Origin of the sequence: Streptomyces auratus, assembly GCF_050433025.1 — a bacterium.
GTDB lineage: Bacteria > Actinomycetota > Actinomycetes > Streptomycetales > Streptomycetaceae > Streptomyces > Streptomyces sioyaensis.
This window is the reverse complement of the sequence record NZ_JBNGCB010000001.1, coordinates 162,465-178,142: the sequence shown is the minus strand read 5'-3', so window position 1 is coordinate 178,142 and position 15,678 is coordinate 162,465. Positions and strand designations below refer to the sequence as shown.

General features: G+C 69.9%; 15 protein-coding genes. 11 read left to right on the top strand and 4 right to left on the bottom strand.

What is annotated here, in order from left to right; translation table 11 throughout:
• The first annotated feature begins 112 nt into the window (after positions 1-112).
• The 5 genes from BKA18_RS00760 to BKA18_RS00740 are packed head-to-tail and all read left to right on the top strand — an operon-like array spanning position 113 to position 4,727.
• A complete protein-coding gene (locus BKA18_RS00760; RefSeq protein ID WP_366043627.1) occupies positions 113-1,267 on the top strand; it encodes a 4Fe-4S dicluster domain-containing protein in 1,155 nt (384 codons plus the stop codon).
• Entirely contained in the window at positions 1,264-1,746 is a 483-nt protein-coding gene (locus tag BKA18_RS00755) for a cyclic nucleotide-binding domain-containing protein (RefSeq protein ID WP_366043626.1), read from the top strand. The genes BKA18_RS00760 and BKA18_RS00755 overlap by 4 nt, the downstream gene beginning before the upstream one ends.
• Positions 1,743-2,567: an FAD/NAD(P)-binding protein gene (locus BKA18_RS00750; protein WP_366043625.1), complete on the top strand. Its 825-nt coding sequence runs from the start codon at positions 1,743-1,745 to the stop codon at positions 2,565-2,567. The genes BKA18_RS00755 and BKA18_RS00750 overlap by 4 nt, the downstream gene beginning before the upstream one ends.
• 1 nt (position 2,568) lies before the next feature.
• Complete coding sequence (locus BKA18_RS00745; protein WP_366043624.1) at positions 2,569-3,357, top strand: NADH-quinone oxidoreductase subunit B family protein; 789 nt, start codon at positions 2,569-2,571, stop codon at positions 3,355-3,357.
• Positions 3,354-4,727, top strand: a complete 1,374-nt coding sequence (locus BKA18_RS00740) for a Ni/Fe hydrogenase subunit alpha (protein WP_366043623.1) — start codon at positions 3,354-3,356, stop codon at positions 4,725-4,727. Before BKA18_RS00745 ends, BKA18_RS00740 begins: the two co-directional genes overlap by 4 nt.
• 172 nt (positions 4,728-4,899) lie before the next feature.
• Here the strand turns inward: BKA18_RS00740 and BKA18_RS00735 are convergent, their stop codons facing one another.
• Both BKA18_RS00735 and BKA18_RS00730 read right to left on the bottom strand, forming a co-directional pair.
• A complete protein-coding gene (locus BKA18_RS00735; protein ID WP_366043622.1) occupies positions 4,900-5,757 on the bottom strand; it encodes a universal stress protein in 858 nt (285 codons plus the stop codon).
• A 397-nt stretch (positions 5,758-6,154) separates the two neighbouring features.
• Positions 6,155-7,042 (bottom strand): universal stress protein, encoded by an 888-nt coding sequence (locus BKA18_RS00730; protein WP_366043621.1) that lies wholly within the window; start codon positions 7,040-7,042, stop codon positions 6,155-6,157.
• Between the two features lie 242 nt (positions 7,043-7,284).
• Between BKA18_RS00730 and BKA18_RS00725 the strand changes: the two genes are divergently transcribed.
• Together BKA18_RS00725 and BKA18_RS00720 are read left to right on the top strand one after the other, a co-directional pair.
• A complete protein-coding gene (locus BKA18_RS00725; RefSeq protein ID WP_366043620.1) occupies positions 7,285-7,737 on the top strand; it encodes a universal stress protein in 453 nt (150 codons plus the stop codon).
• Between the two features lie 256 nt (positions 7,738-7,993).
• The gene (locus tag BKA18_RS00720; RefSeq protein ID WP_366043619.1) at positions 7,994-8,455 is read left to right on the top strand and encodes a Crp/Fnr family transcriptional regulator; all 462 of its coding nucleotides are present in this window, start codon (positions 7,994-7,996) and stop codon (positions 8,453-8,455) included.
• 327 nt (positions 8,456-8,782) lie between these two features.
• On the opposite strand, the gene BKA18_RS00715 is transcribed toward BKA18_RS00720, so the two are convergent.
• Both BKA18_RS00715 and BKA18_RS00710 read right to left on the bottom strand, forming a co-directional pair.
• A complete protein-coding gene (locus BKA18_RS00715) occupies positions 8,783-9,493 on the bottom strand; it encodes a helix-turn-helix domain-containing protein (protein ID WP_366043618.1) in 711 nt (236 codons plus the stop codon).
• 131 nt (positions 9,494-9,624) lie between these two features.
• Positions 9,625-10,317 carry a CBS domain-containing protein gene (locus tag BKA18_RS00710; protein ID WP_366043617.1) on the bottom strand — a complete coding sequence of 231 codons (693 nt, stop codon included), beginning with the start codon at positions 10,315-10,317 and terminating at the stop codon, positions 9,625-9,627.
• Between the two features lie 229 nt (positions 10,318-10,546).
• Between BKA18_RS00710 and BKA18_RS00705 the strand changes: the two genes are divergently transcribed.
• From BKA18_RS00705 to BKA18_RS00690, 4 genes are all read left to right on the top strand, one after another.
• Positions 10,547-11,536, top strand: a complete 990-nt coding sequence (locus BKA18_RS00705; RefSeq protein WP_429638081.1) for an Acg family FMN-binding oxidoreductase — start codon at positions 10,547-10,549, stop codon at positions 11,534-11,536.
• A 250-nt stretch (positions 11,537-11,786) separates the two neighbouring features.
• A complete protein-coding gene (gene acsA / locus BKA18_RS00700; RefSeq protein ID WP_366043616.1) occupies positions 11,787-13,580 on the top strand; it encodes an acetate--CoA ligase in 1,794 nt (597 codons plus the stop codon).
• The gene (pdhA, locus tag BKA18_RS00695) at positions 13,577-14,680 is read left to right on the top strand and encodes a pyruvate dehydrogenase (acetyl-transferring) E1 component subunit alpha (protein ID WP_366043615.1); all 1,104 of its coding nucleotides are present in this window, start codon (positions 13,577-13,579) and stop codon (positions 14,678-14,680) included. The genes acsA and pdhA overlap by 4 nt, the downstream gene beginning before the upstream one ends.
• Positions 14,681-14,682: 2 nt before the next feature.
• Positions 14,683-15,678 (top strand): alpha-ketoacid dehydrogenase subunit beta, encoded by a 996-nt coding sequence (locus tag BKA18_RS00690; RefSeq protein ID WP_366043614.1) that lies wholly within the window; start codon positions 14,683-14,685, stop codon positions 15,676-15,678.

The window sequence follows — 15,678 nt, the reverse complement described above, 5'->3', positions numbered from 1 at the left end:
CCGGGTGGTCGACGGGGGCCGTATGGGCCACAGGAAGGCCCGGCGGCCCTGCGCTGGATCAGTGCGGACACACACTGACCGGGTTGGCGTGATTCAAGCCGGAAGGCGGGCGATGGCGGGCGACGGAACCACCGCGGTGATCGGCAAGGACGGGCTGGATGCGCTGATCAGGGCCTTGGCCGCGCGTGGTCGTACGGTCATCGGGCCGACCGTGCGGGACGGGGCGATCGTGCTGGCCGAGATCGCCGGCGGCGCGGAGCTTCCGTACGGCTGGGGCGTCGAGCTGGAAGCCGGGCACTACCGGCTGCGCCCGCGCGAGGACGGCGCGGCGTTCGCGCACAGTGCGGGACCGCAGTCGTGGAAGACGTATCTGCACCCGCAGCGAGAGCGGGAGTGGACGGCCGACCGCGGGGCCGACGGCGGGCTGACGGTGGTCGAGGACGACGCCCCACCGCCGTCGTACGCGTTCCTCGGGGTGCGGCCCTGCGATCTGCGGGCCATCGCCGTGCAGGACCGTGTGCTGGCCGGCGGTCCGCACACCGACAGCCGCTACCGAGCTCGCCGGGAACGGGTCTTCCTGGTGGCCGTGGAGTGCACCGAGCCGGGCGCCACCTGTTTCTGCACCTCCATGGGCTCCGGGCCGGGCGTCGATGCCGGCTACGACCTGGCCCTGACGGAGGTGGTGGACGGCAGCGGCCACCGGTTCTGGGCACGGGCCGGAACCGACGAAGGCGCATCCGTGCTGGCCGGACTTCCACGCCGGCCCACCGACAGTGCGACCGAGTCCGCGGCTCGGGAGACGGTCGCGGAGGCGGCCGGCCGCATGGGACGCAGCATGCCGCCCGTGAACCTGCAGATGCTGATGCGCGACACCCTGCACGCCGACCGCTGGAACGATGTCGCCTCGCGCTGTCTGACCTGCGGCAACTGCACCATGGCGTGCCCGACGTGCTTCTGCACCACCGCCGAGGACGTGACCGACCTCAGCGGGGACCACGCCGAGCGGTGGCGACGCTGGGAGTCCTGCTTCGACCTGGAGTTCTCGCATCTGCCGGGCGGACCGGTACGGGCGTCCGGGCACAGCCGCTACCGGCAGTGGGCCACGCACAAACTCGGTACCTGGTACGACCAGTTCGGAAGTTCGGGCTGTGTCGGCTGCGGGAGGTGCATCGTGTGGTGCCCGGTCGGCATCGACATCACCGAGGAGGCCCATGCCCTGCACCAGGAGCGCCAGGCCGCCGGCGGACCGGAGGGGGCCGCTCCATGACGGCCGGCGGGCACGGCTTCCTGAGTGCACTGCCCCCCGGCCCTCGTGACCAACTGCTCGGCTTCGCCCACGACGTGTCCTTCCCGGTGGGCCGGCGCATCTTCGACGAGGGCGGAGCGGCCGATCGGTTCTGGATCATCCGCTCCGGGCGCATCGCCCTCGACGTGCGGGAACCGGGCCGCGGCGAGACGGTCGTCGAGACCCTGGGCGAGGGGGAACTGCTGGGCTGGTCCTGGCTTTTCGATCCCTATCGCTGGCACCTGGGCGCACAGACCCGGAGTGCGGTCGAGGCGTACGAGTTCGACGCGCAGCAGGTCCGGGACGAGATCGACGAGGATCCCGTCTTCGGTCTTGCGATCACGCGGTGCGTGGCCGCGGTGGCCATCGGCCGACGGCTGCGTGCCGCCCGTACCCGCCTTCTGGATCTGTACGGCCCGCCCGGCGGCAGAGTCGTGTCGGCCGGCGGGGAAGCGCCATGATGGCCGCCCGCCCGGACTTGGTGCCGCTGCCGTACCGGGTGGTAGGACGCACGGAGGAGACTCCTGACACCGCCGAGATCGTCCTGGAACCCGTGGCATCGGCACTGCCGCCGTTCGTGCCGGGGCAGTTCGCGATGGTGTACGCCTTCGGCGTCGGCGACATCCCGCTGTCGCTGAGCGGCATCGACGGGCACCGGCTGACCCACACCGTCCGAGCGGTCGGCGCGGTCTCCCGAGCCCTGTACAACCTTCGGCCAGGGCGGACCGCCGGGGTGCGAGGCCCGCTGGGGGCCGGCTGGGACCTGCTCGCAGAATCCGGACGTGACCTGTTGGTCGTCGCCGGTGGCCTCGGACTCGCGCCGCTGCGGCCGCTGGTGCGTGACGCGCTCGCCGCACCGCAGCGATTCGGGCGTCTGAACGTCCTGATCGGTGCCCGAACCCCCGGCGACCTGGTCTGCGCCCGCGACATCGACGACTGGCGGAAGGCCGGAGCCCGCATCCAGGTCACGGTCGACCGCCCCGACGACACCTGGCAAGGGGACGTGGGCGTGGTGACCGCCCTCCTCGACCGGGCCGATTTCGACCCGGGCAACGCGAGCGCGTTCGTCTGCGGGCCCGAGGTGATGATCCGGGCCACCGCCCGCGAACTGGCCCATCGTGGCCTCGACACGGACCGGATCCGGATCTCCCTGGAACGCACCATGCACTGCGGCACCGGCCACTGCGGCCACTGTCAGCTCGGCCCGCTGCTCTTGTGCCTCGACGGACCGGTGGTCACCTGGACCCGAGCTGAACCCCTCCTTGCCGTACGGGAGTTGTGACATGACAGCGGTGCAGGAGAGAAGTCCTCAGCTGGCAGTGTGGAAGTTTGCCTCCTGTGACGGCTGCCAGCTCACCCTGCTGGACTGCGAGGACGAACTCCTCGGCATCGCCGAGCGGGTGGAGATCACCCACTTCCTGGAGGCCTCCAGTGCGCCCGGCCCGGGACCGTACGATCTGTCACTGGTCGAAGGATCGGTCACGACCACCCAGGACGCCGAGCGGATCCGGCGGATCCGCGCAGCGTCCCGCCGTCTGGTCACCATCGGCGCCTGCGCCACCGCGGGCGGCGTTCAGGCGCTGCGCAACTACGCCGACGTCGCAGAGTTCCAAGCCACCGTCTATGCCCGGCCGGACTACATCGAGACCCTCGCCACTTCCACCCCCATCAGCGCACACGTCCCGGTCGATTTCGAACTGCGCGGCTGCCCCATCGACCGGGGGCAGCTCATCGAGGTCATCACCGCTTATCTGGCCGACCGGACGCCCGACGTGCCCGCCCACAGCGTGTGCTTCGAGTGCAAGCGGCGAGGCACCGTCTGCGTGACGGTCGCGCACGGCACCCCCTGTCTGGGGCCGGTCACCCACGCCGGCTGCGGCGCACTGTGCCCCACGTACAACCGGGGCTGCTACGGCTGTTTCGGCCCGTCGAACTCGACCAACTTCCCCTCCTTCATCCCGCTGTTGCGACGTGATGGCGTAGAGACCCCGGACGTGGTGCGGGTGCTGCGCACGTTCAACACCGCCGCGCCGGAGTTCGAGGCGGCCGTGCGAAAGGAACTCCCGGAGTGACCCGCCGCGAATCGAAGGTGCTGCGGGTGGAATCGCTCGCCCGTGTCGAAGGGGAGGGGGCGCTGCACCTGCGCCTCGTCGACGGGGAAGTCGCCGCGGCGCAGCTGAACATCTACGAACCCCCGCGCTTCTTCGAGGCTTTCTTGCGCGGACGCTCCTACACTGAGCCGCCCGACATCACCTCGCGGGTGTGCGGCATCTGCCCGGTCGCCTACCAGATGAGCGCCTGCCGCGCGGTCGAGGACGCCTGCGGCATCGTCGTGGAGGGGCAACTGGCAGCGCTGCGCCGACTTCTCTACTGCGGTGAGTGGATCGAAAGCCAGACCCTGCACATCTACCTGCTGCACGCCCCGGACTTCCTCGGTGGCGACAGCGTCATCGACCTCGCGCGTACCCACCGCACCGACGTGGAGCGGGGCCTCGGTCTCAAGCAGACCGGCAACGCCCTCATGGAACTGCTCGGCGGCCGCGCCATCCATCCGGTCAACGTACGTCTCGGCGGCTTCCACCGAGTACCGACGAAGTCGGAACTGCGGCCCCTCGCAGAACGGTTGAAGCGTGCCCGGGATGACGCGGAGGCGACCGTGCGATGGGTGGCCGGCTTCGACTTCCCCGATGCCGGCATCGACACCGAGTTGCTCGCGCTCGCCGAACCCGGCACCTACGCCATCGAATCCGGGGTCCCTACGGCGATGGCCGCCCCGGGCTCCGCCGGCCTGCCCGCGGACACGGACCGTGCGCTGCCCACCCGCACCTTCCCACTCCACACGTTCATCGATCACGTCGTCGAGACCCAGGTGCCGCACTCCACCGCCCTGCACTCCCTGCTCGACGGGCGCCGCCACCTCACCGGATCGCTCGCCCGCTACGCCATCAGCGGCCGCTGGCTGCCGCCCGAGGTACGCCAGGTCGCACGGGAGGCCGGACTGGGCGACCCAGACGAGGGAACGGTGTGCCGCAATCCGTTCCGCAGCATCGTCGTACGTGCCATCGAGGTGTTGTACGCGGTCGGCGAGGCCCTGCGCCTGATCGACGCCTACGAACCCCCGCCCGGCCCGTATGTCGAGGTACCCGCACGGCGGGGCACCGGACACGGCGCGACGGAAGCCCCCCGTGGCCTCCTCTACCACCGTTACGCACTCGACCTCGACGGAACCGTCACCGAGGCCGCCCTCGTCCCGCCGACCGCCCAGAACCAGGCAGCGATCGAACACGATCTGCGCCGCACAGTGCAAGAGCGACTCCGTGCCGGTGACCGTCCCACCGATGACGAGCTGACCGCCCTGTGCGAACGAGTGATCCGCAACCACGATCCGTGCATCTCCTGCTCCACACACTTCCTCGACCTGACCGTCGAGCGCGAGGTCTGACAGGGCAGCCGGTTTCGTGCAGCACCCTCGCGGGGGAGCCCCTCGTGGGCTGGGTGGGTTCGCCGGGATGCTCGGCGGTTCGGCGAGTCAGAGCGGCCAGCACCACGCACAGTGCCCGATCGTTGCCGGTCCGCGCCCGGACGGGCGTCCCTGGGCGTCTGGACGTCGGAACTCACATCCGCGGTACGACCGCGACGGGGCAGGGCGAATGGTGCAGAACGGCGAGGACGACGGGGCCGAGAAGCATCGGCGTGCGCTGCATTCGACGCCCGACGACCAGCAGACTCGCCTGCGAGCAGGCCCCCAGCAGCACCGCTGCCACTCTGCCCCGTTGCACGTGTTCGATGACGTGAACAGCGGGGAACTGCGCCCTCCACGGCGCCAGGATGTCAGCAAGCTTCTTCTCCTCGGCGGCTGCGGGCTCATCCTCCACTGGTGACGGGGTGCGGGCACTGGGCGCAATACCGAAGAGTGCAGGGGGTTCCCACGCCCGCACGGCGCGCACGCTGAGGTGATGGGCCTCGGCGGCGGCGAACGCAAAATCCAGCACTGCCTCCCCCTGTGTCCCGGCCTCCTGGACGCCGACCACGATCTCGGGCTTCGCGTAGGCGGCGCCCTCCTCCCGCACGGTGACGACCGGGCACCGTGCGCGCCCCAGAACGTGCAGGCTGACAGAGCCGAGCAGGAAGCCGGAGATTGCACCGTGCCCACGCGATCCGAGCACCACCATCGCGACCCGCCCACTGCGGTCCACCAACGCGTCCACCGCCCGCTCAGAGACCTGTTCGGTCGTCACCGGGATCCCCGGATGCAGCTCAAGCGCCATGGCTTCGGCTGAGCCGAGCACCTCGGCTCCGTAACGCTGCTTGTTCGCGGCCTCCTGAGCGATGGGGATGTTCAGGGGCTGGGAGACCCAGGAATGCAAGAGGTGGAGCGAGAAGCCCCGGGCTGCTGCCTCCTCGGCGCCCCAGTGGACTGCCGGCACGCTGTTCCCCGTTCCGTCCAGTCCTACGACGACAGAACCGCCCATGACGTACCTCCGCCACAGTCAGGGCTGCGGGTGCACTCTTGCTCGTATCCAGCATCGGGGCAGCGCTGACGCGGACCCATGGGCCGGTCGGGACCTACCAGGGGACATACGGCGCGCTGGGGTGCCGCGGACCCGGTCGTGGCCCTGCGGGGCGAGGCATCCGGGATGAAGCGCCCGAGAGGGGGCCGGGTGGCCCGGGCTGACATCAGGGCCGGTCGGCCCCTCGGCAGAGCCCGAACGGACCTCCTCCGAGCTGCCCGTGTGCGCTTTACTGAAGGTGACGAGGAGGACATGGAGACGCGGAGCAGCGGAGCGAAACCGTGCACCGCGCAATCAGGGCCCGCGAGAAGTGGGCAGCCCTCCTCGCCTCTGTGCGCTTCCCGCCAGGCGATGACGGTCAGCCGTCGCTGTCCTCGGAGGGAACGACCGCGACGGTACACGGCGCGTAGTGCAGCATCGCGTGGTTGACGAGTCCGAGCTGCAGTCCCAGCACGTTTCTTCGCCGTTGAGCCCCCACCACCAGCAGATCCGCCTGGGAAGCGGCCTGCAAGAGCGCCGGGCGCGCACGACTCTCGACGACGATGCGACGCACGGGCAGATCAGGATGCGCGGCCGTGAGAGGTGAGAGAACTTCGTCCAGCCACTGCTTCTCCCGCTGCTCGTGGAAAATCCTGGTCTCGTCGAACCGACCGCTGCGCGCGGTAGCGCGTTCCCGGAGAGGCCTCGTCCAGGCATGCACCACTTCGACTCCGCAACTGCGGAGAGCGGCTTCTGCGAAGGCGCACTCGAGGGCCGCAGCGGTGCTGCTCCCCGGCTCTCCCAGCCCGAGCACGACCCATCGGCGGCCACCGGCCGCCGAAGCACCCGCACGTTCCACGATGACGGGGCAGTGGGCACGAGCGGCGACCGTCAGGCTCACCGACCCGAGGAGGCTGCCGGACAGACCGTGCCCCCGGCTGCCGACAACGATCGCCGCGGCACGCTCGCTCGCATCGACCAGCGCGTAGACCGGGTCCTCGTCGCACTCGTCGGTGGTCACGGCCACTTCTGGGGACCGCAACCGTGCCCGCTCTTCAGCGGTGGCGGCTATGGTCCGGTCGGTGCGGACGGGACCGAGCTGCCGAAGCCCGTGGGCAGGGAATGCAGGCCCTTCGTAGGGCGACCATATCGATGCATACAGGAGACGCAGCGGGCATCCCCGGAGTGCGGCCTCATCGGCGGCCCAATCCACCGCGCGCAGGGCGTCAGCGGAGCCGTCGATTCCTACGACCAGAGGAGGCTCCATGCGGTCACCGCCTGACGGGGAGGAGTCCTGCTCGTCAGCTGCCATCGTGCGGCCGGGATGAACGGCGCAACAGGGGCTCAATGGCCCAACAACGGACTGGTCGGCCTCGGGCCGGGAGGGCAGGTGCTGTGGCCCTGTGTACACATGCGGGGTGCTCCTGCGGATCGGAAGCTGGTGGGAGAGGACGAGTGTGCACGGCGGTGCTGGGAGCGCCGGCCGGATGTCGCATCGCGGAGGTAGCCATGAGCAGCCAACCGAAGGAAAGCGGCCGCATCGTCGTCGGGGTCGACGGGTCGCAATCGTCCAAAGAGGCACTGCGCTGGGCAGTACGGCAGGCGGAACTGACCCATGACAGCGTCAATGCGGTGATCGCGTGGGAGTACCCGCCCCTTTATGGTTCGATCGGTTGGCTCGATGCGCCGCAGTCACTCGCGAGCGACATGAAGGTGTGGGCAGAGCAGACGCTCGACGACGCCATCAGGGAGGTCGTGGAAGAGGGCGGCACTTCGAGGGTCGAGCCGACTGTGGCGTACGGAACGGCGGCGGCCACGCTTCTTGAGGCGGCACGAGGTGCCTCACTTCTGGTGGTGGGCAGCCGCGGACTGGGCGGCTTCAGCGGGGCGCTCCTGGGATCGGTCAGTCAGCACTGCACCCAGCACGCCCCCTGCCCGGTTGTCGTCATACGGAGCCAGTGAGATCGAGCGGGTCAAGCCCGGCTGCCGCCGTCCTCTTGCCACGCCCCCGGTCGGCGAGAACCGTCCTGGCCTGTGCTTCCGGGACCGCCGCGGTACCCACCCCGACCGGTGAATGGCTCAGCCGTGGGGTCCATCGGCCCACCACACCGCGCCGAACAGCCCCTGTCTTGCATCTCGGTCGGGTGCGCACTCTGTGGGTGACCGGCAAGGCAAGGCCGATGGCGACACGTCGTCGGCCTGGAACCGGGAGAGTGCCATGACCACCGCACCATTGCTCCATGTGCTTCCACCGGAGGGACGCGCACGCCTGATGCAATTTGCTCGGGAGGTGACCTTTCCGGCAGGAACGCGGATCTTCGAAGAAGGGAAGCCCGCCGACCGGTTCTGGATCGTCCGCACAGGTTCGGTCAATCTCGATATCCACGAGGCAGGACGACCTCCGGTGGTCGTCGAGTCCCTGGGACATGGCGATCTGCTGGGATGGTCATGGCTCCTGCCGCCGTACGCCTGGCGGATGGGTGCGGAGGCATTCACCCCCGTGCGGGCGTATGAGTTCGACGCGACGGCGGTACGCGCTTTGTGCGAAGCGGACCCGGCCCTCAGCCTGGCCGTGACCCGTCGCGTCCTCGCCGTCGTCGCCCGCCGCCTTCAGGCCACGCGGCATCGTCTGATCGACATGTATGGCCCCGGGGCGAGCACCATGCCGGCCCCGCCGTGAAGCGGCAGGCACCTGCGACAGCGATGCTGTGCCGTGTCGGTGATTCGGCCCAAGGCTCGGAAACCCTCAGGTTCGCCTTCCGGGAGGCCGAAGCTCGCGGCTGGTGCGCGCCTGGCGTCGCCCCGCACGCGAGACCACCGACCATCCGATGCTCGCCGGAGAGTCGGAGCGTTACCACGAAGACCGGGCAGCGGCCGTGCTGGACGGGGTGCTCGCGGAGGAGGTCGGGGAACACGTCGGTGCGGCTCTGGGACCGCGAGCGTCACCTCTCTGCGTCGCCCGGCAGACGGGTCGCGGCGACCGACGTCGGACGCTGAATGCTCATCCTCACGGCGTCGCCTTCGAGGGTGTATGGGCACCCATGACACGAATCCGGCGGCCGGTGATCCGATTCGGCTGGATCGCGATCCACTGGTGGCGTCCGTCTCCTATCCACGGGCCGGTATGCGCGTGTTCCTCCAACCGACGGGTCTCGTGGGAGTCGGTGACCACATGGGCGGGGCCCACGACCAGGACGCTCCAGCCCTGACTGAAGGCGTCATCGATGTGGTCGACCTCCAGCGCGACGTCTTGGCCGGCTGCCGCAGCCGGGCCGGCTTCCGGCGCGGTGCGGTAGGCGATCAACTCGTCGGCGACGGTGTAGTTCACGGGGAAGATGGCGGGTGCGTCATCGATGGTTACCGCAATTCTGCCGACGCCGTGCGTGGAGAGCCGCTCGCGGCACTCGGCGGCGCTGAGCACCAGAACCTCGGGATGCGCCGCGGCCTTGCCGAAGCCCGCGGGCAGTTCCGTCGTCCTTCCCACAAGCTCGGCCACCGTGGTCTCCAGTGCACTGGCGAGGCGCAGCACGAATCCGATGTCCGGGTCGGCAGTATGTTCTTCCACGTACTGGAGGTACCCGGGCGAGGCAGCGGCCCGGGCTGCGACCTCCTCGCGAGTCAGGCCCAACTCCTGCCTGCGCAGGGCGGCCCGCCGTCCCAGGTCACTGCGCGTCCGGGAGACCGCTGAGGCGGAGCCCGTCTCGGGGTTCGTCATCATGTACACATCCCTTTGTCGTCCCGGTATGCCCGGGGGCGGGGACCTCGTCAAAAGCGGTCGGGCCCGGGCCCGGGCCCGTGGTGGACGCGCGTTCAAGGCGCCTGTTGCCGTCCAGACCGACGGTGATGAGGTCATTCATGACCGAGCTGGGCCCCTTCGAAGGAGTCGGCAGGGCCGGCAGTCATGGTGGGCTTCAGGTCCTCGGCGACCGAGACGACGCCGTCGACACCGGTGCACATGCGTACCAGAACCGGAATGAGGAGGGGGTCCTCCACCGAACCGTGCAATGCCACCTCCCCCTGCATCACCTCAGCGGTCACACCACCGGCCCCGATACGCGCCGTGCGCCCGATGACCTCCCGCGTGATCTCCTCCTGTATCGCCTTGTCCTTGCGCAAGAAGACGCGCAGCAGGTCGCTCCGGCTGACAATGCCCAACAGAGCCTCTGTCTCATCGACCACCGGGAGGCGCTTCACGTGCTGCACCTCCATCAGACGTGCAGCCTCGACAACGGTCCACTCCGGATGCGCGCACACCGCAGGAGCCGACATGAGCTCGGAGGCGGTGCGCCCCTCGGCCCGTGCCCGTTCCCACGCCTCAAGATGCGGCAACGGCGTCCTGCCGGAGAGATCGGACTGGTCGGCTGCCTTCCGGAGCAGATCGGCCTCCGAGACGACCCCGACCGGTCTGCCGAGGCTGTCTAGTACCGGCACTGCGCTCACCGCGCTGTCGGCGAGTTTCTGCGCGATGTCCTTGAACGGTGTATCGAGCTGGACGCTCGCGACCTGCCTGGTCATGAGCTCACTTATCGTGCGGTGCTCCATCTCCGGCTCCTTTCGCCAGGGCGCCCGGCGCCTTGCCCCGCATCTCAAGGGTGATCGGAGCGACGGCTGTCCCGGCATGGGCCACTCGGCCCCATCGGACGGTCGGCAGGACCGAAGGGGGCCCGGTCGGCCTGCGTCAGGGACCTATGGCCCCTGACGCAGGAGGAACCGCTCCCACCACGCTGAGGGCATCCATTGATCCGCTTCCGCCCCGCCCGGGAGGCTCCCGGTGTTCATCCAGGCCCTCGACGACACGTTGGTCACACACCTGGTCGCCGACGCCGTCACCGCGCCGTCCATGCACAACGCCCAGCCTTGGTATTTCGACTACGCCCGACACAGCCGCACCTTCACGCTCTCCCTGGACCTCGAACGCGCCATGCCGCGCGCCGACCCCACGACCCGGGGCATGCACCTGGGTTGTGGAGCCGCACTGCTGAACCTGCGCGTCGCCGCTGCGCATGCCGGGCATCAGACGAGGACGACCCTCCTGCCAGACCCCCATGCTCCGGCGCTCCTGGCGGTCATGCGGCTTGATGATTCGCACGGGCACATGGACGAGTCCCTCCCCGGTCTCTATCCCGCAATGCACGACCGGCACACCAGCCGGTTCCCGTTCTCGGAGCGCCAGATCCCGGAGAACGTCCGTGCGGCTCTGACCGCGGCCGCCGCCGGGGAGGGAGCACAGCTGACCTTTCTCACCACCCCGCACCGCGAGACCGTGCTCGACCTGATCATGCATGCCGAGGGCTACAACCGCATGGACACCGCCCGCGAGGAGGAACAGCGTCGCTGGACCCGCGACACCTTTTCCGAGGAGCCCACCGCCGGCGTCCCCGACTACGCCTTCGGTCCCGTGAAACGCGGCGGCTCGGCCCCTACCCGGGATTTCGCCGGCCGGCGCACTGTGCCCGGTCGCGCGTACGCGGACTTCGAACGCTGCCCCCAGCTGGCGTCACTCAGCACCACGAGCGACGGACCGGCCGACTGGCTCCGCGCGGGCCAGGCGTTGGAACGCGTCCTGCTCCTTGGCACGCTCCAGGGGCTTGCGAGCTCCTTCGCGACGCAGGCCGTCGAATGGCCGGACCTGCGCTGGATCCTGCGCGACCCGGTCTCCGGGACCGGTCATGTGCACATGATCCTGCGCTTGGGATACGGCCCGCGGGGGCCTCGCACACCGCGTCGGCCAGTTGATCAGGTGCTGACGATCAAGCCGTGAGCCCAGCAGCGCTCGTGACCCCTTCGCCGGCACGTGGGATTCACCGGCTGTGAAAGGCGGATGCCGCGTCACGGGGATGCCATGGCCACCCGCGCGATCCGCCCCCAGAGGCGTCTCGGCCCATCTGCCCGAGCGCCGCGCAGACGCGGCGGGCCGACCGCCCGGCCTCCTCCCCGGGCCCTTCGGCCCATGCGAGCCGGGCCGGGGTCCGCGACTCTGGAATCAGCGGCAGGCTCCGGAAGGAATCGCCATGACCTGGGAGACGATCCGTAAGGACGCCACACCGGGCGTCACGCCGAATCTCGTCGACTACGAACGGACCCGCGCCGATTTCACCTGGTCGCGGGCGCGTGCCGCGCTGGCCGGGCTGCCTGGTGGCAGCGGGCTGAACATGGCGTACGAGGCTGTCGACCGACACGCGGGCGCCGATCAGGGCGGCAAGGTGGCACTGCGCTGCGTCGGGCGGGACGACACCGTCTCGACCGTCACCTATGCCGAGCTGGCCCGTCGTACGGCCCGCTTCGCGAACGTGCTGCGGTCGCTGGGCGTCGGTCGGGGCGATGTGGTGTTCACCCTGCTCGGACGGTGTCCGGAGCTCTACACGGCAGTGCTGGGCACGCTGAAGAACGCGAGCGTGCTCTGTCCGCTGTTCTCTGCTTTCGGCCCCGACCCCGTCGAGCAGCGCCTCAGGCTCGGCGACGCCAGGGTGCTGGTCACCACAGCGTCCCTCTACCGCCGCAAGGTCGCGGACCGCAGGCCGTCGCTCCCCGGTCTCGCGCACGTCCTCATCGTCGGACCCGGTTCCGGGGAACTGCCCGGCACCCTCTCGTTCGACGCGCTGACCGCTGCGGCCCCCGAGCAGTTCACCATCCCGCCGACCTCTCCCGAGGACATGGCGCTGCTGCACTTCACGAGCGGTACCACCGGTGCTCCCAAGGGCGCGATCCACGTGCACGAAGCGGTCGTCGCTCACCACGCCACGGCGGCATACGCCCTCGATCTGCACTCCGAGGACGTGTACTGGTGCACCGCCGACCCCGGCTGGGTCACCGGCATGTCGTACGGCATCATCGCGCCGCTCGTCCATGGCGTGACGCTCGTGGTCGACGAGGGCGACTACGATGCCCGGCGCTGGTACCGGATCCTCGGCGAGCAGCGTGTCAGTGTCTGGTACACCGCGCCCACGGCCCTGCGCATGCTCATGCGTACCACTCCGCGGCAAGGACGCCACGACCTGCCTGTCACCGATGACCTCTCGGCACTGCGCTTCGTCGCGTCCGTCGGCGAACCCCTCAACCCCGAGGCCGTGGTCTGGGGCCAGGAGGTGCTGGGCCTACCCGTCCACGACAACTGGTGGCAGACCGAGACGGGTTGCATCATGGTCGCGAACTTTGCCGCCTGCGAGATCCGGCCCGGCTCGATGGGGCGGCCGCTGCCGGGCGTCGAGGCGGCCGTGCTGGAGCGCGGCGAGGACGGACGGGCGCTGATCACCGAAGGCAAGGTGACGGTGCTGGAAAGGCCCGGTGTCGAGGGCGAGTTGGCGCTGCGACCCGGCTGGCCGTCCATGTTCCGCGGCTATCTGAACGACAAGGAGCGTTACGAGGCAGCGTTCGCCGACGGCTGGTACCTGACCGGGGACCTGGCCAGGCGGGACGAGGACGGCTGGTTCTGGTTCGTCGGGCGTGCCGACGACGTCATCAAGTCGGCGGGGCACCTGGTCGGCCCCTTCGAAGTGGAGAGCGCCCTGATGGAACACCCGGCGGTCGCCGAGGCCGGGGTGATAGGACGGCCCGATCCCGTCGCCGGGAACATCGTCAAGGCGTTCGTCTCACTGCGCCCCGGCACCGAACCGACGCCGGCGATGGAGCGGGAGCTGCTGGCTTTCGCCCGCCGCCGGCTGGGCCCTGCCGTCGCACCGCGGGAGATCGCCTTCGATCAGAACTTGCCCAGGACCCGCAGCGGAAAGGTCATGCGCCGGCTGTTGCGCGCCCGCGAACTCGGGTTGCCCACCGGCGACCTGTCCACCTTGGAGGGATCGGCATGAGCCCCGCCCGCGGTACCCGCAAGCGGAAGACCGCACCCTCCGCGCAGCGGGCCAGCACGGCGAGCACGGGCCGGACCACCGTGACGTCGGCTGCGGCGGCGTCCGAAGGGGAGCCTGTCGCCGGCCGGCCGAGGACCGAGCACCGCCGCGAGTTGCTGTACGCCATGCTGCGCATCCGGCGCTTCGAGGAGCGCTGCGTCGAGCTGTACAGCGCCGCGAAGATCCGCGGCTTCGTCCATCTCTACATCGGGGAGGAAGCCGTCGCCGTCGGCGTCAACGAAGCACTGACATCAAAGGACGCGGTGGTCGCCACGTACCGCGAGCACGGACACGCGCTCGCCCGCGGTATCCCGGCCGAGGCCGTGATGGCCGAGATGTACGGCAAGACGACCGGGTGCAGCGGGGGCCGTGGCGGATCCATGCACCTCTTCGATGCCGGCCGCCGCTTCTACGGCGGCAACGCGATCGTCGCCGGCGGGCTCCCGCTGGCCGCCGGGCTCGCGCTCGCCGATCGCATGCGCGGCCAACCCCGTGTCACCTGCTGTTTCTTCGGCGACGGTGCCTACGCGGAAGGGGAGTTCCACGAGACGGCGAATCTGGCTGCCCTGTGGGACCTGCCGCTGCTGCTCGTTTGCGAGAACAACCTGTACGCCATGGGCACCGCCATCGAACGCCATGAGGCGCAGACCGACCTGGCCCTGCGCGCCGCCTCGTACGGCATGGCGGCATGGGCGGTGGACGGCATGGATGTCGAGGCCGTGGAGCGTGCCGCCCGCCGGGCCGCTGAGAGTATTCGGGGCGGCGGGGGACCGCGCTTCCTCGAAATGCGCACCTACCGCTTCCGAGCCCACTCCATGTACGACCCGGACCGCTACCGCGACAAGGCGGAGGTGGAGCAGTGGAAGGCCCGGGATCCGGTCACGCGGCTCATGGACCGTACCCGTGAGGACGGTGAGCCGGGCGAGAAGGAGCTCGCCGGGATCGAGCGCCGGATCACCGAGGAGATCGACGCCGCCGTGGAGGCTGCCGAGCAGGCACCTGAGGAGTCGGCCGAGGACCTGCTGCGCCACGTCACCAGCCGTTCGGTGGAGGTGACCTGACCATGGGCACCGGCCGGCCGGACGAGCGGAAGACGACATACCGGGAAGCGATGCGCGAGGCGATGCGCGAGGCGCTTCGTGCCGACGACCGGGTCTTTCTGATGGGTGAGGACGTGGGCCGGTATGGCGGCTGCTTCGGCGTGAGCCTCGGCCTGCTGGAGGAGTTCGGGCCGGAGCGGATCCGCGACGCGCCACTGTCGGAGTCCGCGTTCGTGGGCGCGGGCATAGGCGCGGCACTGTCCGGGCTCCGGCCGATCGTCGAGATCATGACCGTCAACTTCAGCCTGCTCGCCCTCGACCAGATCCTCAACAACGCCGCCACGCTGCTGCACATGTCGGGCGGCCAACTGCCCGTTCCACTCGTGATCCGGATGACGACGGGCGCGGGCCGGCAGCTCGCCGCCCAGCACTCCCACAGCCTTGAAGGCTGGTACGCGCACATCCCCGGCATCCGGGTGCTCGCTCCGGCGACCATCGGGGACGCCCGCCACATGCTGGCTCCGGCGCTCGCCGACCCCGACCCGGTACTGATCTTCGAACACGGCAGTCTCTACAACACCGCAGGTGAACTGGCCCCGCTCAGCTCCCCGGTAGACCTGGATCGCGCTGCGGTCCGCAGGCGCGGCACCGACATCTCCCTGATCACATACGGCGGTTCGCTGCCGAAGGCGCTCGCGGCGGCGGACGAACTGGCGGCCGACGACATCAGTGCCGAGGTCGTCGACCTGCGTACGCTGCGGCCACTCGATGACCAGACCATCGACGCCTCGGTGGCGCGGACACACCGCGCAGTGATCGTCGACGAGGCGTGGCGCTCCGGCAGCCTGGCCGCCGAGGTATCGGCGCGGATCGCCGAACGCTCGCTCTACGAGCTGGACGCGCCGGTGGAGCGGGTGTGCAGCGCGGAAGTGCCGATCCCGTACGCGCGTCTGCTGGAACAGGCGGCGCTGCCGCAGACCGCCGGTATCGTCGCAGCCGCGCACCGGGCGGTGGACTGA

Coding starts and splice junctions, on each gene's coding strand:
- BKA18_RS00760 (WP_366043627.1), top strand. CDS start 113: ATGGCGGGCGACGGAACCACCGCGGTGATCGGCAAGGACGGGCTGGAT.
- BKA18_RS00755 (WP_366043626.1), top strand. CDS start 1,264: ATGACGGCCGGCGGGCACGGCTTCCTGAGTGCACTGCCCCCCGGCCCT.
- BKA18_RS00750 (WP_366043625.1), top strand. CDS start 1,743: ATGATGGCCGCCCGCCCGGACTTGGTGCCGCTGCCGTACCGGGTGGTA.
- BKA18_RS00745 (WP_366043624.1), top strand. CDS start 2,569: ATGACAGCGGTGCAGGAGAGAAGTCCTCAGCTGGCAGTGTGGAAGTTT.
- BKA18_RS00735 (WP_366043622.1), bottom strand. CDS start 5,757: ATGGGCGGTTCTGTCGTCGTAGGACTGGACGGAACGGGGAACAGCGTG.
- BKA18_RS00730 (WP_366043621.1), bottom strand. CDS start 7,042: ATGGAGCCTCCTCTGGTCGTAGGAATCGACGGCTCCGCTGACGCCCTG.
- BKA18_RS00725 (WP_366043620.1), top strand. CDS start 7,285: ATGAGCAGCCAACCGAAGGAAAGCGGCCGCATCGTCGTCGGGGTCGAC.
- BKA18_RS00720 (WP_366043619.1), top strand. CDS start 7,994: ATGACCACCGCACCATTGCTCCATGTGCTTCCACCGGAGGGACGCGCA.
- BKA18_RS00715 (WP_366043618.1), bottom strand. CDS start 9,493: ATGATGACGAACCCCGAGACGGGCTCCGCCTCAGCGGTCTCCCGGACG.
- BKA18_RS00710 (WP_366043617.1), bottom strand. CDS start 10,317: ATGGAGCACCGCACGATAAGTGAGCTCATGACCAGGCAGGTCGCGAGC.
- acsA (WP_366043616.1), top strand. CDS start 11,787: ATGACCTGGGAGACGATCCGTAAGGACGCCACACCGGGCGTCACGCCG.
- pdhA (WP_366043615.1), top strand. CDS start 13,577: ATGAGCCCCGCCCGCGGTACCCGCAAGCGGAAGACCGCACCCTCCGCG.
- BKA18_RS00690 (WP_366043614.1), top strand. CDS start 14,683: ATGGGCACCGGCCGGCCGGACGAGCGGAAGACGACATACCGGGAAGCG.